This window comes from Paraburkholderia sp. GAS448 (genome assembly GCF_050435685.1).
Lineage (GTDB): Bacteria > Pseudomonadota > Gammaproteobacteria > Burkholderiales > Burkholderiaceae > Paraburkholderia.
In genome coordinates this window covers 168,498-182,317 of sequence record NZ_JBNDKT010000010.1, presented here as the reverse complement: position 1 = coordinate 182,317, position 13,820 = coordinate 168,498, and the positions used below count along the sequence as shown (strand labels likewise).

The window sequence follows — 13,820 nt, the reverse complement described above, 5'->3', positions numbered from 1 at the left end:
ATACTTCAGATGTTGCGGTTCGGCACGCGTTCTGGCGACAGCACGGTCGGCAGCGCTTTCGGGAGCGCTGCAGGCCAGTCGCGGCTGAAATGAAGTCCCCGGCTTTCACGTCTCGAGCGCGCGCTATCGACGATCAACGACGCCACGTCCACCAGATTCCGCAGTTCGAGCAGGTCGCGGCTCACCTTGAAGTTCGCGTAATACTCGTGGATTTCGTCGCGCAGAAGTGCCAGACGATGCTTTGCTCGCGCGAGCCGTTTGTCGGTACGCACGATACCGACGTAATTCCACATCAAGCGACGCAACTCATCCCAGTTGTGCGCGACGACAACTTCTTCGTCCGGGTCGGACACGCGGCTTTCGTCCCAATCAGGCAGCGGGGCATGTACGGCCGCGCTGAACCCTTCTTCCTCGATTGCAGCCGCCGCCGACCGACCGATCACCAGACATTCGAGCAGCGAATTGCTGGCAAGGCGGTTCGCGCCGTGCAGGCCGGTGCAGGACGTCTCGCCGACCGCGTAGAGACCCGCGAGATCCGTGCGGCCGGCCAGGTCCGTGACGACGCCGCCGCATGTGTAATGCGCAGCGGGTACGACCGGGATCGGCTCTTTCGTGATGTCGATGCCGAACTCGACGCAGCGAGCGAGGATCGTCGGAAAGTGCTCGTGCAGGAAAGCGGCTGGCTGGTGGCTGATGTCGAGGTAGACGCAATCGATGCCGCGCTTCTTGATCTCAAAGTCGATCGCCCGCGCGACGATGTCGCGCGGTGCGAGTTCGGCGCGCTCGTCGTGATTCGGCATGAAGCGGGTGCCATCCGGCAGCTTCAATATGCCGCCTTCGCCGCGTACGGCTTCCGAAATCAGGAACGACTTCGCATACGGATGGAACAGGCACGTCGGATGAAACTGGATGAACTCCATGTTCGACACGCGGCAGCCCGCGCGCCAGGCCATCGCAATGCCGTCGCCGGTGGCCGTGTCGGGGTTCGTGGTGTACAGGTATACCTTGCCTGCCCCGCCCGTCGCCAGCACCGTGTGGGGCGCCTCGATGGTCACCGTGCGGCCGCTCGCGACGTCGAGCGCATAGAGACCATGGCAGCGCCTGCCTGGCAGCCCCAGACGGTCCGATGTGATCAGGTCGATTGCGTAGTGATCTTCGAACAGCGTGATATTGGGATGCCGCCGCACGCGCTCGCTGAGCGTCGCGACGACAGCGTGACCGGTTGCGTCGGCGGCATGGATGATCCGGCGGTGGCTATGACCGCCTTCGCGCGTCAGGTGAAAGCCGAGTTCCGCGGCGTGGTCCCTGGTGAACGGCACACCTTGGGCGATCAACCAGTCGATCGCTGCGCGCCCGTGCTCGACGATGAATCGTGTTGCCGCTTCGTCACACAGGCCGCCGCCTGCGATCAGCGTATCGCTGACATGATTATCGACGCTGTCCGCCGAATCGAGCACGGCCGCGATGCCGCCTTGTGCCCAGTCACTGGCGCCTTCCGTCATCGAGCGCTTGGCAATCACCGCGACGCGACGCGTCTCGGCGAGATTCAGCGCGACGCTCAAACCAGCGAGGCCGCTGCCGACAATCGCCACATCGAAATTCATGTCCTGCTTCTCCGTATCTTTCTTCTGCTGTCACTGCGACAGCGCGCGGGAACGCGCGCCGATAAGCGGTAGAGGATACCGCGTCGCGGGACTCGGGGGAAAGCCGGCTAAACGTCTGACAACGGCAGGCGCGAAGAATAAGGAGGCAAAAAAACAAAAAGCCCCGTTGAAACGCGGGGCTTTTTTCGTCGAACAGGCCAAAAAGGCCGAAACCAGGTTATTTGATCTTGGTTTCTTTGTACTCAACGTGCTTACGGACGACGGGATCGAACTTCATGATCGCCATCTTTTCCGGCATGTTGCGCTTGTTCTTCGTCGTGGTGTAGAAGTGACCCGTACCAGCGGTCGACTCCAGCTTGATCTTGTCGCGTGCGCCTTTTGCCATGATTTACTCCTTAGGCTTCACCGCGTGCACGCAAATCTGCGAGCACGGTGTCGATACCGTTCTTGTCGATCAGGCGCAGACCGGCGTTCGAAACGCGCAGACGCACCCAACGGTTTTCGCTTTCGACCCAGAAACGGCGGTTTTGCAGATTCGGGAGAAAACGACGCTTGGTCTTGTTGTTCGCGTGGGAAACGTTGTTGCCGCTCATCGGCGCTTTCCCAGTTACTTGGCATACGCGTGCCATGAGAGCACTCCTAATACGCTTAAATTCTGAGTTCGAACGCCGAGAAAGTTTTCCCGGAAGGGGGCCGATTGTGCTGATTACAGGAATCAGCAGGAATCGATCACTACTTCCCGGTAGGCCTTGATGGCTTCGGAACAGGGTTGGAAACAGGCAAACCGTGATTCTAGCAGGAAAAAACCCGATAAATCAAACCTTATTTGCGGCTAGCCACTGTGGCTGCAGGCTCGCAAAACGTGGCGACGGCGCACGTGGTTCCGCAAAAGCGCTGTTACGCCCATCCGGCGGTGGCGAACGAAAACGTCTCGTGTGCGCCGATGACGAGGTGATCGATCAACTGCACATCGATCAGCGCCAGCGTGTCGCGCAGCACGCGTGTCAGGCGTCGGTCACTTGCACTCGGCTTGACGGCGCCGGAGGGGTGATTATGCGCCACGATCAGGCTGGCTGCATTCAATGTGAGTGCGCGGCGGACTATTTCCCGCGGATAGATTGCGAGACGGGTGAGGGATCCGCGCGAGCTTTCTTCTGAGCGGATCAGCCGGTGGCGGGCATCCATATATAGACAGACGAACACTTCATACGGACGGGTGCCGATCAGGAGCCGCAGGTAGTCCTCCACGGCACCCGGCGAATCGATCAGCGGACGTTCGCGCATCTTTTCCGCCAGCGCGCGGCGCGCCATTTCGACGATAGCGAGCAGCTGCGCCGTCTTCGCCGGGCCGATGCCGCGCAGACCGTCGAAATCGGCGGGTGTGGCGTCGAGCATGGCCCAGAGCGAGCCGAAGCGTGAAAGTAGCGTGCGCGCGAGGTCAAAGACGTTGTGGCCAGGCAACCCGGAGCCGAGTATCAGCACGATCAGGTCCGTGTCCGACAGTGAGCCCGGGCCCGCATCGAGAAGCCGCTCGCGAGGCATGTCGTGGGCCGGCCAGGCGCGCCGGCGACGTGTGACCAGGGGATCGGGCGTTGTTTCGTTCGTCGGGGCGGCAGGCGCTGTAATGCAGTCGCTGTGTTGCATGTCACGGTCTCTCTGTGGGAAGGGGCGTTGGCGCCCCGCGCAGCAGCGTATGGGGACGTGCACGACCGACGCTGGATATGTGGCTTACAATAGAGCCTTTGCGCACGGCATTTTCGCTGCCACTCACGTGTAAGAGCCACTGGCGTACGCGTAGCGCGTTCCGACTGAACGAGTACTGTATGAGCATCATCGACATTTCCGAAGTGAAACCGGGTTCGCACGTCACGCTTCACTACCGGCTTTCGCTTGCCGATGGCTCGGAGATCATCAATACCTTCAATGAGAAGCCCGCTACGCTGCTGCTCGGCGCGGGCCAGCTGGCGCCGCCGCTGGAAGATATTCTGCTGGGGCTGAAGGTCGGGCACCATTCGACCTTTCAGCTAGCGTCAGGTGAGGCGTTCGGGCCGCGCAATCCGGAGCTGATCCAGCGTGTGTCGCTCACGACGCTGCGCGAAAACAGCATGATCGGTGAGGACTTTTCTCCGGGCGATCTCGTCGAATTCAACGCGCCTGGCGGTGGACGCTACGCGGGCGTGCTGAAGGAAGTCGGCGAAACGTCAGCCCTGTTCGATTTCAATCATCCGCTCGCCGGCCAGGCGCTGGCGTTCGAAGTGAAAATCATCGGGATTCTGTAAACATGAGCACCACGGATACGACTCTCGCCGAAGCCGAAATCCTGCTGGCGCAGCCACGCGGGTTTTGTGCAGGCGTCGATCGTGCGATCGAAATCGTCGAGCGTGCCATCAAGCTGCACGGCTCGCCTATCTATGTGCGGCACGAAATCGTCCATAACGCCTATGTCGTCGAGGATCTGCGCAAAAAGGGCGCTATCTTCATCGAGCAGCTGGAGGAAGTTCCGGCAGGCAATACGGTGATTTTCAGTGCGCACGGCGTGTCGAAGGCTGTGCGTTCGGAAGCCGAGTCGCGCGGCCTGCGCGTGTACGACGCTACCTGTCCGCTCGTGACCAAGGTGCACATCGAAGTCGCGAAAATGCGTCAGGACGGCTTCGACATCGTGATGATCGGCCACAAAGGGCACCCGGAAGTCGAGGGCACGATGGGCCAGGCCAGAGAAGGCATGCATCTCGTCGAAGATATCGAGGACGTGCAGGCGCTTGCTCTGGCCGATCCCGAGCGGATCGCCTTCGTCACGCAGACCACGCTGTCGGTCGACGACGCGGCCGAAATCATCGGCGCGCTGAAGGCAAAATATCCGCTGATCCGCGAGCCGAAGAAGCAGGACATCTGCTACGCAACGCAAAACCGTCAGGACGCCGTCAAGTTCATGGCGCCCCAGTGCGACGTGGTGATCGTCGTCGGCAGCCCGAACAGTTCGAACTCGAACCGGCTGCGTGAAGTGGCCGAAAAGCGCGGTATTCCGTCCTACATGGTGGATTCGCCGGACCAGATCGATCCGGGCTGGATCGCCGGCAAGCGCCGCATCGGCGTCACAGCAGGCGCATCGGCGCCGGAAGCGCTGGCCCAGGCCGTCATCGGCCGTCTGCACGAGCTGGGTGTGCGCAACGTGCGCGCGCTCGAGGGCATCGAGGAAAACATCGCATTTCCGTTGCCGCGCGGGCTGGGGTTGCCGGCCTGAAACTGACGCAGCCTGGTTCTTCTTCTACACGACGAAAAGCGCGCCTTCATGGCGCGCTTTTTTTGTGTCGGGGCGGAGGGGCCCCGAAAAAATAAAAGGTGTCACATCATACAAAAACGGTTGTCCACTCTGTTTCCGCGGAAATTTCTTCGAGTTTTCCGGAGAAATATTCGGGGTAATTTTTATGATCGTGCCCCGTTTGTTTTCGGTATATCAATCTGATTGTAATTGAGTGCACCATTTAGGTGCATCAGCTCGGCCGATTATAGAAAACAGATTGAATCGCCCAAAGCACGGTGGAATCGGGTCTTAAGCGCGATTCCCGCAACACTTGATGCCCGGGGCGTCGAAGCTGGTGCAACTGATGCACGAAAAACAATCGCAACCAGGTTGCACCCACGCTCATCTATTGGTCTCAAAATACGGTTGCAATGCAGGAAAACCCTGCCGGTTCAACAATATTGCCCGTCGCATAATTGGAGTTACAATGCGCGCGTTCTCAAGGCCTGAGGGCCACGAACGTTGGATTTTGCAAGGCGCGGGAGACCTATTGAATGCGAGTCAAGTTTGCTCACGCCGTGACCATCGCGGCCGCGGTTGCGCTGCTGGCCGCGTGCAGCAAGAAAGGTGATGGCGAGGCGGGCGCAGGCGCGTCGGCAGCGACCGCTGCGGCGGCGCCGGCAAGCGACGCGACTATCGTCAAGATCGGTCATGCCGCTCCGTTGACGGGCGAGATCGCGCATCTTGGCAAGGACAATGAGAACGGTGCGCGTCTGGCAGTCGAAGAAATCAATGTACAGGGTCTGACCATCGACGGCCACAGGATACAACTGGAACTCGATGCGCAGGATGACGGGGCGGATCCCAAAACGGGGACGCAAGTGGCGCAGAAACTGGTCGATGATCATGTCGTCGCGGTGGTCGGGCACCTGAATTCAGGGGTGTCGATTCCGGCGTCGAAGATATATAGCGATGCGGACATCGTGGAGATCTCGCCGTCGTCGACGAATCCCGCGTATACGCAGCAGGGATTCAAGACGACCTACCGCGTGGTCGCGACCGATGCGCAGCAGGGTCCGGCGCTCGCCAACTATGCGACGAAGGCGCTGAACGCGAAGCGCATCGCCGTGGTGGACGATGCGACCGCCTACGGCAAGGGGCTCGCCGACGAGTTCGCGAAGACGGCAGAGGCGAGCGGAGCGACGATCGTCGCGCGCGAGGCGACGAATGACAAGGCCACGGACTTCCGGGCCATTCTCACGAAGATCAAGAGTGTTCAGCCGGACGTCATCATGTTCGGCGGGATGGACGCGACGGGCGGGCCGTTTACGAAGCAGGCGGCAGCGCTCGGTATCAGGGCAAAAATCCTTGGCGGCGACGGCGTATGTACCGACAAGGTAGGGGAGCTGGCGGGAACCGCCGTGCAGAACCTGGTCTGTTCAGAAGCGGGACTTGCGCTTTCGAAGATGGACAAGGGAGCGGACTTCGAAAAGAAGTACGAAGACCGTTTCCATACGCCGGTGCAGATTTACGCGCCGTTCACGTATGACGCTGTGTACGTGATCGTCGATGCAATGAAGCGCGCCAATTCGATCGACGCGCCCAAGGTGCTGGCTGCGATGCCCTCCACCGATTACAACGGTGTCATTGGCCACATCGCATTCGACAACAAGGGTGATTTGAAAGAAGGCGCCATTACGCTTTACGACTTCAAGGACGGCAAAAAAGCGGTCCTCGACGTCGTGAAGATGTGATGACGGGATAGTCTGGCCTGACGGCACCGAACCACCCAAACGGTGCCGTTTTTGCATCCGCATCCGGTGAGCCGGCCGCTGCAACACGGCGGTCATGCAGTCTGAAGCGGATAACCCTTACCGGTCTTTTACATCAGTACCCGCAGTGCCGTTGCGATTCCGTGATTCATCCCCGCCAACCGGCCGATGACGAGCGCGAATCCAGTCGCACGGGCTAAGGAGCATTAAATGGATATCTTCATCCAGCAGATCCTCAACGGACTGGTGCTTGGCAGCGTCTACGCCATCATTGCACTGGGCTATACGATGGTTTACGGCATTCTGGGCATCATCAACTTCGCGCACGGCGATGTGTTGATGGTGGGCGCGATGGTTGCGCTCTCAGCCATTGGGGTGTTGCAGAACCACTTTCCCGGCCTCGGCAATGTGCTGACGCTGGTCATTGCGCTGATCATCGCCGCTGTCGTGTGTTCGCTGGTTGGCTACACGATTGAACGGGTCGCTTACCGGCCGCTGCGCAAGGCCCCGCGCCTCGCCCCGCTGATCACCGCGATCGGGGTGTCGATCCTGCTGCAGACGCTGGCGATGATGATCTGGTCGCGCAATCCGCTGCCGTTCCCGCAATTGTTGCCGACCGATCCGATCAATGTGATCAAGGCCACCGACACGACGCCAGGCGCTGTGATATCGATGACTGAAATCGTGATCATCGTGGTCGCGTTCCTCGTGATGGGCGGTCTGCTGCTGCTGGTTCACAAGACGAAGCTGGGCCGCGCGATGCGTTCGATCGCCGAGAACCCGAACGTCGCGAGCCTGATGGGCGTGAACCCGAACTTCGTGATTTCCGCGACCTTCATGATCGGTTCCGCACTGGCTGCGCTGGCGGGCGTGATGATCGCGTCGGAATACGGCAATGCACACTTCTACATGGGCTTCATTCCTGGCCTGAAGGCATTTACCGCAGCGGTGCTGGGCGGTATCGGCAATCTCGGCGGGGCGATGGTGGGTGGCGTGCTGCTGGGTCTCATCGAACAGCTCGGCGCCGGCTACATCGGCAACCTGACGGGGGGCGTGTTCGGCAGTAACTATCAGGACGTGTTCGCGTTCATCGTGCTGATCATCGTGCTCGTGTTCCGTCCGTCGGGCCTCTTGGGCGAACGTGTTGCAGATCGGGCTTGATCCGGGCCATAAGGAGTAAATGACATGACTTCAATTCAACCGATCGAGCCGTCCACGACGCTCATCCCCGAGAAGAACCTCACGAAGACGCTGACCATCGGCATCCTCACCGCGATCTTCGTGATTGCGGCGCCGATGATCATCGGCGCGGCCGGCGGCAACTATTGGGTTCGCGTGCTCGACTTCGCGATGCTGTATGTGATGCTCGCGCTGGGTCTTAACGTGGTGGTCGGCTTCGCCGGCCTGCTGGATTTGGGCTATATCGCGTTCTATGCGATCGGCGCGTATACGGCGGCGCTGCTGAGCTCACCGCACCTGAGCACGCAGTTCGAGTGGATCGCGCATCTGGCGCCGACCGGCCTGCACGTGCCGATCTGGATCATCGTGCCGCTGGCGATGGCGTTCGCGGCGATGTTCGGGGTCCTGCTCGGTGCGCCGACCCTGCGTCTGCGCGGCGACTACCTGGCGATCGTGACCCTCGGTTTCGGGGAAATCGTGCGGATCTTCATCAACAACCTCGACCGTCCGGTCAACATCACGAACGGGCCGAAGGGGATCACGGGGATCGCACCGGTGCAGGTGGGCGGCTTCAGCCTTGCGCAGACCCACTCGTTCCTCGGCTTCTCGTTTCCGTCGGTGTACATGTACTACTACCTGTTCGTGCTGTGCTCGCTGCTGGTGATCTGGACCTGTACGCGTCTGCAGCATTCGCGTATCGGCCGCGCATGGGCCGCGATCCGCGAAGACGAGATAGCCGCCAAGGCGATGGGCATCAACACCCGTAACGTGAAGCTGCTGGCGTTCGCGATGGGCGCGTCGTTTGGCGGCCTGTCGGGCGCGATGTTCGGCTCGTTCCAGGGCTTCGTGTCGCCGGAATCGTTCACGTTCTGGGAATCGGTCGTGGTGCTGGCCTGCGTGGTGCTGGGCGGCATGGGTCACATCCCGGGCGTGATTCTCGGCGCGGTGCTGCTCGCCGTTTTCCCGGAATTCCTGCGCTCGACGATGGGCCCGCTGCAGAACATGCTCTTCGGCCACGAAATCGTCGATACCGAAGTGATCCGTCAGCTGCTGTACGGTCTCGCGATGGTCGTCATCATGCTGTACCGCTCGGAAGGCCTGTGGCCGTCGCCGAAGCACGAGGACAAGATCGCGAAACTGGCGAAGCGCGCCGGCAAGAAGCCGGCGCGCGCCTAAAGCCGGGCAGAGCATGGGACCCGAGTAAGCATGGGACCGGAGTAAGCGCTGAAGCGCTAACTCCGGTCGACACGCCAACTCTGGTCGACTCGCAAAGCGTGGGACCCGAGTAAGCGCTAAAGCGCTAACTCGGGTCGACACAGGAGAAACATACATGAGCGACAAGAAAATCCGATTGTCCGTCAAGGGCGTGAACAAGCGCTTTGGCGGCCTGCAAGCCCTCGCCGACGTTGGCCTGCAGATCGAGGAAGGTTCGATCTATGGCCTGATCGGCCCGAACGGCGCCGGCAAGACGACGTTCTTCAACGTGATCACGGGTCTGTATACGCCGGATTCGGGCGAGTTCAAGCTCGACGGCACGAACTACACGCCAACCGCGGTGTACCAGGTGGCGAAGGCCGGGATTGCCCGCACGTTCCAGAACATTCGTCTCTTCGGCGGCATGACTGCGCTGGAAAACGTGATGGTCGGCCGTCACGTGCGCACGAAACACGGGCTGATCGGCGCGGTGTTCCAGACGCCGGCGGAACGCAAGGAAGAGCGCGAGATCAAGGAACGCGCGCTGGAGCTGCTCGAATACGTGGGCGTGCTGCAGTACGCCGACTACACGTCGCGCAACCTGTCGTATGGTCACCAGCGTCGTCTGGAAATCGCCCGTGCGCTGGCGACCGATCCGAAGCTGCTCGCGCTGGACGAGCCGGCTGCCGGCATGAATGCGACCGAGAAGGTCGAGCTGACGAAGCTGCTCGACAAGATCCGCAGCGACGGCAAGACGATCCTGCTGATCGAGCACGACGTGAAACTGGTGATGCACCTGTGCAACCGCATGACGGTGCTCGATTACGGCAAGGTGATCGCTGAAGGTCTGCCGCAGGATGTGCAGAAGGACCCGAAGGTGATCGAGGCTTATCTGGGCGCGGGAGTTCACTGATGGCTACAGCAATGTTGAAAATCAAGGGCCTGCAGGTCAACTACGGCGGCATTCAGGCAGTCAAGGGCATCGATCTCGAAGTCGCGCAGGGCGAACTGGTCACGCTGATCGGCGCGAACGGCGCGGGCAAGACCACGACGATGAAGGCGATCACGGGTCTGAAGCCTTACTCGGCGGGCGACATCGAGTACATGGGGCAGTCGATCAGGGGGCTGCCGACGCATGAACTGCTCAAGCGCGGCCTCGCGATGGTGCCGGAAGGCCGGGGTATCTTCGCGCGTATGTCGATTCTCGAGAACATGCAGATGGGCGCGTACCTGCGCAACGACACCGACGGCATCAAGAAGGACGTCGAGCGCATGTTCGGCTTTTTCCCGCGCCTGAAGGAACGTGCGACGCAGTACGCGGGCACGCTCTCGGGCGGCGAACAGCAGATGCTGGCGATGGCGCGCGCGATCATCAGCAAGCCGAAGCTGCTGTTGCTGGATGAGCCGTCGATGGGTCTTTCGCCGATCATGGTCGAGAAGATCTTCGAAGTGGTGCGCTCGATTTCCGCTGAAGGGATGACCGTGCTGCTGGTCGAGCAGAACGCGCGTCTGGCGTTGCAGGCAGCGAATCGCGGCTATGTGATGGACTCGGGTCTGGTGACGATGTCCGGCGACGCGAAAAAGATGCTCGATGATCCGAAGGTGCGCGCGGCTTACCTCGGTGAATAAGGGGGTGAATAAGCGGGCAAACAGGCCGGCCTGACTGGCCGGCAAAGAAGAAAGGCCGCATGCGTTTCAGGCATGCGGCCTTTTTCATATCATTTCGCGCCCATTGCGCGGCGCTTAGCCCGCGGGCTGGCTATTCATCGCGACCGGCACATTCGTGCCAGGTTCGAGACGCTTCCCGAGACTGACGACTTCATCCGTCCGATACCCGAGGGCTTCGTAAAATCCCCGCACGTCGGCCTTGCTCTCCAGCACCTGCAGGTTCACCTTCGGGCAACCGAGCGACGTCAGCGCAGCCTCCGCATGCTCGACGAGACGCGTGCCGATGCCGTGTCGTCGCATGGCCGTATCGACGGCGAGCGAATACAGCCAGCCGCGATGTCCGTCATAGCCGGCCATCATCGTGCCGACCACACGTCCGTGGTTTTCTGCGACGAAGAACAGTTCCGGCTGCGTCGCGAGCTTGTTCGCGATCGACAGATGCGGATTGCGCTGCGGCCGGGTCGCATCCCGATACTCGGGGAAGGCTTCCTGCCACAGCGCGACCACGGCATCGGTATCGGCCGCATCGAAGCGGCGGATCGACAGCGTTGCGGTCGTCATGGTGGGCGCTCGCTGTGCTTAGAGCGAATCGAGGATGGAACGCAGCATCGCCATCATCTGGTCGATCTCTTCGTTCGTCACATTGAGCGCCGGCATGAAGCGCAGCAGGTTCGGGCGCGCTGCGTTCAGCAGCAGACCGTCTGGTTGCATCAGGCGCGCCTTCTCGACGATCTGGGTGCCGATGTCCTTGCCAAGCAGCAGCGCGCGCAACAGGCCTTCACCGCGCTCGCCAAGGAAGCCGCGCTCTTCCGACAGTTCGAGCAGCTTCGCGCGCAGATATTCGCCACGCGCCTCTACGCCTTCGAGGAAGCCCGGCGCGGTGAGCTGCGAAATCACCGAGTGGCCGACTGCCGTCATCAGCGGATTACCGTTGTACGTGCCGCCCTGGTCGCCCGCTTCGAACACTTCGACCTCGCCCTTCGCGAGCAGTGCTGCCAGCGGCACGCCGCCGCCGATGCCTTTGCCGAGCGTCATCACGTCTGGCTCGATGCCCGACAGCTGGTAGGCGAACAGTGTGCCGGCACGGCCGCAGCCGCTCTGCACTTCATCGACGATCAGCAGCAGGTTGTGCTGCTTGGTCAGCGCGCGCAGTTGCTGCATGAATTCACGGGTCGCCGGAATCACGCCGCCTTCGCCCTGGACCGGTTCGAGCATCACCGCGACCGTCTTGCCGGTAATCAGTCTTTCGACCGACGCGATGTCGTTCAGGTCGGCCTTCGGGAAGCCCGGCACCTGCGGTGCATAGATCGTGTCCCAGCCTGGCTTGCCGCTTGCGGACATCGTTGCGAGTGTGCGGCCGTGGAAGCTGTGATCGAAGGTGATGATTTCGTATGCGCCGTTCTTATGCCTCTTGCCCCACTTGCGCGCGAGCTTGATCGCGCCTTCGTTGGCTTCCGCGCCGCTGTTCGCGAAGAAGACCTTGTCGAAGCAGCTGTGCTGCGTAAGGAGGTTCGCGAGCTTCGCCATCGGCTCGTTATAGAACGCCGGCGACGGATTGATCAACAGGCGCGCCTGCTTCTCGAGCGCTTCGATCATGCCCTCGTTGCAATGACCGAGACTGTTGACGGCCCACCCCTGGATGAAGTCGAGGTATCGCTTGCCTTCGTTGTCATAGAGCCACGAGCCTTTGCCGTGCGTGAAAACGATTTCAGGCCGGTTCGTGATGTACATCAGCGACTCGATGGGGTACTCATTGAATTTCATGGCGGCGGGCTCCATCCGAAGCAGTGGGGGTGTGCGGGTTGAAAAGGGGATCGGAAAAACAAAAAGCCACGGAGGTCCGTGGCTTTCATGATTCGAACAGCTTGCGCCCTGTCTGGCGCGAATCCGTGACGAAGCCAGCGGCACCCCTAAGGGAGCGGCGAGCGGCGACGTCGGAGTTCGGACTGGATGCGGTTCATGCGCGAAAGAATACGACAACGCAGACACCGGTGTAAACCATCAATCGCATCCGGCGGCCAATTTTCTGGCCGCGGTGCTCACCGGGGGCTTGCGCGGCGAATCAGACGGGGTTCGCGAGATCGGCTGCACTCGTGAACGAGTCAGCATAGAACTCGTCTTCCGGCAGCCCGTGATGCGCGCTGAAATCGCGCTGGGCCGATTCGACCATTACCGGCGCACCGCACGCGTACACCTGATAGCCCGACAGATCCGGCAGATCTTCGATGACGGCGCGATGAACGAAGCCGGTGCGGCCGGTCCAGGCGTCGCTCGCATCCGGCTCGGACAGTACCGGCACGAACTTGAAGTTAGGGATATCTCGCGCCCACTCTTCGGCGAGTTCCAGCATGTACAGGTCTTTCTTGCGACGCGCGCCCCAGTAAAGCGTCATCGGCCGGTCGATGTTCTTGAAGATGGCGTGTTCGACGATCGCCTTCAGCGGCGCAAACCCGGTGCCCGAGGCGAGCAGCACGATCGGCTTGTCCGAATCTTCGCGCAGGAAGAACGTGCCGAGCGGCGCTTCGAAGCGCAGGATGTCACGCTCCTTCATCGTATTGAACACATGGTCGGTGAACACGCCGCCGGGCATGTGACGAAGGTGCAGCTCGACCGGACCCTCGGCGTGCGGCGCATTCGCCATCGAATAGCTGCGGCGCTTGCCGTCTTTCAGGATGAATTCGAGGTACTGGCCGGCGAGATACTGAAGACGCTCGTTGGCCGGCAACTGGAGTTTCAGCACGACAACATCATCGGCCTTACGCTCGATTGCGTTGACGCGGCACGGCAGCTTCTTGACCTGCACATCGCCGACACCCGCCACTTCGCGGATATCGATCTCGAGATCGGAGCAGGGCGTGGCACAGCAGAGGAGCGCCATGCCACGGGTTTTCTCATCGTTCGACAACGCCGACGACGAATGCACGCGCTGTTCGACTTCACCGCTCACGACGGTGCCTTTGCATGAACCGCACGCGCCATTCTTGCAGCCGTACGGCAGACCGATGCCCTGGCGCAGGGCCGCGATCAACACCGGTTCGTCGGGTTCTACCTGAAACTGCCGGCCGCTTTGCCGGAGCGTTACGTTAAATGCCATAAGTTGATCGAAAACGAAAAGTCGGTAATGAGTGCAAGCCGCGAGTGCAAGCCGCGCTTGACGGCTAC

Annotated in this window: 14 protein-coding genes; 7 read left to right on the top strand and 7 right to left on the bottom strand. The window is 61.1% G+C overall.

Annotated features, from left to right (window positions below; genetic code table 11):
• Window positions 1-5: 5 nt before the first annotated feature.
• From nadB to radC, 4 genes are all read right to left on the bottom strand, one after another.
• On the bottom strand, window positions 6-1,604 hold the full coding sequence (nadB, locus tag P3T23_RS20160; protein WP_429317894.1) for an L-aspartate oxidase: 1,599 nt from the start codon (window positions 1,602-1,604) through the stop codon (window positions 6-8).
• A 217-nt stretch (window positions 1,605-1,821) separates the two neighbouring features.
• Window positions 1,822-1,989: a 50S ribosomal protein L33 gene (gene rpmG / locus P3T23_RS20155; RefSeq protein WP_121281636.1), complete on the bottom strand. Its 168-nt coding sequence runs from the start codon at window positions 1,987-1,989 to the stop codon at window positions 1,822-1,824.
• Window positions 1,990-1,999: 10 nt separating this feature from the next.
• Entirely contained in the window at window positions 2,000-2,233 is a 234-nt protein-coding gene (gene rpmB / locus P3T23_RS20150; protein ID WP_007586227.1) for a 50S ribosomal protein L28, read from the bottom strand.
• Window positions 2,234-2,501: 268 nt separating this feature from the next.
• The gene (gene radC / locus P3T23_RS20145) at window positions 2,502-3,248 is read right to left on the bottom strand and encodes a RadC family protein (protein ID WP_429317893.1); all 747 of its coding nucleotides are present in this window, start codon (window positions 3,246-3,248) and stop codon (window positions 2,502-2,504) included.
• A gap of 179 nt (window positions 3,249-3,427) precedes the next feature.
• Here radC and P3T23_RS20140 point away from each other — a divergent pair, with 179 nt between their 5' ends.
• The 7 genes from P3T23_RS20140 to P3T23_RS20110 all read left to right on the top strand — a co-directional run bounded on the left by P3T23_RS20140 (window position 3,428) and on the right by P3T23_RS20110 (window position 10,619).
• Entirely contained in the window at window positions 3,428-3,883 is a 456-nt protein-coding gene (locus P3T23_RS20140) for an FKBP-type peptidyl-prolyl cis-trans isomerase (RefSeq protein ID WP_429317892.1), read from the top strand.
• Between the two features lie 2 nt (window positions 3,884-3,885).
• Window positions 3,886-4,845 carry a 4-hydroxy-3-methylbut-2-enyl diphosphate reductase gene (gene ispH / locus P3T23_RS20135; protein WP_429317891.1) on the top strand — a complete coding sequence of 320 codons (960 nt, stop codon included), beginning with the start codon at window positions 3,886-3,888 and terminating at the stop codon, window positions 4,843-4,845.
• A 554-nt stretch (window positions 4,846-5,399) separates the two neighbouring features.
• A complete protein-coding gene (locus P3T23_RS20130) occupies window positions 5,400-6,599 on the top strand; it encodes a branched-chain amino acid ABC transporter substrate-binding protein (RefSeq protein WP_429317890.1) in 1,200 nt (399 codons plus the stop codon).
• A 228-nt stretch (window positions 6,600-6,827) separates the two neighbouring features.
• Window positions 6,828-7,778: a branched-chain amino acid ABC transporter permease gene (locus P3T23_RS20125; protein ID WP_429317889.1), complete on the top strand. Its 951-nt coding sequence runs from the start codon at window positions 6,828-6,830 to the stop codon at window positions 7,776-7,778.
• A gap of 24 nt (window positions 7,779-7,802) precedes the next feature.
• On the top strand, window positions 7,803-8,972 hold the full coding sequence (locus P3T23_RS20120; RefSeq protein WP_429317888.1) for an ABC transporter permease subunit: 1,170 nt from the start codon (window positions 7,803-7,805) through the stop codon (window positions 8,970-8,972).
• Between the two features lie 154 nt (window positions 8,973-9,126).
• On the top strand, window positions 9,127-9,903 hold the full coding sequence (locus tag P3T23_RS20115; RefSeq protein WP_429317887.1) for an ABC transporter ATP-binding protein: 777 nt from the start codon (window positions 9,127-9,129) through the stop codon (window positions 9,901-9,903).
• A complete protein-coding gene (locus P3T23_RS20110; protein ID WP_133661974.1) occupies window positions 9,903-10,619 on the top strand; it encodes an ABC transporter ATP-binding protein in 717 nt (238 codons plus the stop codon). The genes P3T23_RS20115 and P3T23_RS20110 overlap by 1 nt, the downstream gene beginning before the upstream one ends.
• 114 nt (window positions 10,620-10,733) lie before the next feature.
• On the opposite strand, the gene P3T23_RS20105 is transcribed toward P3T23_RS20110, so the two are convergent.
• The 3 genes from P3T23_RS20105 to P3T23_RS20095 all read right to left on the bottom strand — a co-directional run bounded on the left by P3T23_RS20105 (window position 10,734) and on the right by P3T23_RS20095 (window position 13,752).
• The gene (locus P3T23_RS20105; RefSeq protein ID WP_429317886.1) at window positions 10,734-11,219 is read right to left on the bottom strand and encodes a GNAT family acetyltransferase; all 486 of its coding nucleotides are present in this window, start codon (window positions 11,217-11,219) and stop codon (window positions 10,734-10,736) included.
• Between the two features lie 18 nt (window positions 11,220-11,237).
• Window positions 11,238-12,422, bottom strand: a complete 1,185-nt coding sequence (locus P3T23_RS20100; protein WP_429317885.1) for an acetylornithine transaminase — start codon at window positions 12,420-12,422, stop codon at window positions 11,238-11,240.
• 298 nt (window positions 12,423-12,720) lie between these two features.
• On the bottom strand, window positions 12,721-13,752 hold the full coding sequence (locus tag P3T23_RS20095) for a CDP-6-deoxy-delta-3,4-glucoseen reductase (protein ID WP_429317884.1): 1,032 nt from the start codon (window positions 13,750-13,752) through the stop codon (window positions 12,721-12,723).
• Between the last annotated feature and the right edge of the window lie 68 nt (window positions 13,753-13,820).

What these genes read in the sequence shown, in the direction of transcription:
- rpmG (WP_121281636.1), bottom strand. Translation starts at nt 1,989, where the DNA reads ATGGCAAAAGGCGCACGCGACAAGATCAAGCTGGAGTCGACCGCTGGT.
- P3T23_RS20100 (WP_429317885.1), bottom strand. Translation starts at nt 12,422, where the DNA reads ATGAAATTCAATGAGTACCCCATCGAGTCGCTGATGTACATCACGAAC.
- P3T23_RS20105 (WP_429317886.1), bottom strand. Translation starts at nt 11,219, where the DNA reads ATGACGACCGCAACGCTGTCGATCCGCCGCTTCGATGCGGCCGATACC.
- nadB (WP_429317894.1), bottom strand. Translation starts at nt 1,604, where the DNA reads ATGAATTTCGATGTGGCGATTGTCGGCAGCGGCCTCGCTGGTTTGAGC.
- P3T23_RS20115 (WP_429317887.1), top strand. Translation starts at nt 9,127, where the DNA reads ATGAGCGACAAGAAAATCCGATTGTCCGTCAAGGGCGTGAACAAGCGC.
- P3T23_RS20125 (WP_429317889.1), top strand. Translation starts at nt 6,828, where the DNA reads ATGGATATCTTCATCCAGCAGATCCTCAACGGACTGGTGCTTGGCAGC.
- P3T23_RS20095 (WP_429317884.1), bottom strand. Translation starts at nt 13,752, where the DNA reads ATGGCATTTAACGTAACGCTCCGGCAAAGCGGCCGGCAGTTTCAGGTA.
- P3T23_RS20110 (WP_133661974.1), top strand. Translation starts at nt 9,903, where the DNA reads ATGGCTACAGCAATGTTGAAAATCAAGGGCCTGCAGGTCAACTACGGC.
- ispH (WP_429317891.1), top strand. Translation starts at nt 3,886, where the DNA reads ATGAGCACCACGGATACGACTCTCGCCGAAGCCGAAATCCTGCTGGCG.
- P3T23_RS20120 (WP_429317888.1), top strand. Translation starts at nt 7,803, where the DNA reads ATGACTTCAATTCAACCGATCGAGCCGTCCACGACGCTCATCCCCGAG.
- radC (WP_429317893.1), bottom strand. Translation starts at nt 3,248, where the DNA reads ATGCAACACAGCGACTGCATTACAGCGCCTGCCGCCCCGACGAACGAA.
- P3T23_RS20140 (WP_429317892.1), top strand. Translation starts at nt 3,428, where the DNA reads ATGAGCATCATCGACATTTCCGAAGTGAAACCGGGTTCGCACGTCACG.
- rpmB (WP_007586227.1), bottom strand. Translation starts at nt 2,233, where the DNA reads ATGGCACGCGTATGCCAAGTAACTGGGAAAGCGCCGATGAGCGGCAAC.
- P3T23_RS20130 (WP_429317890.1), top strand. Translation starts at nt 5,400, where the DNA reads ATGCGAGTCAAGTTTGCTCACGCCGTGACCATCGCGGCCGCGGTTGCG.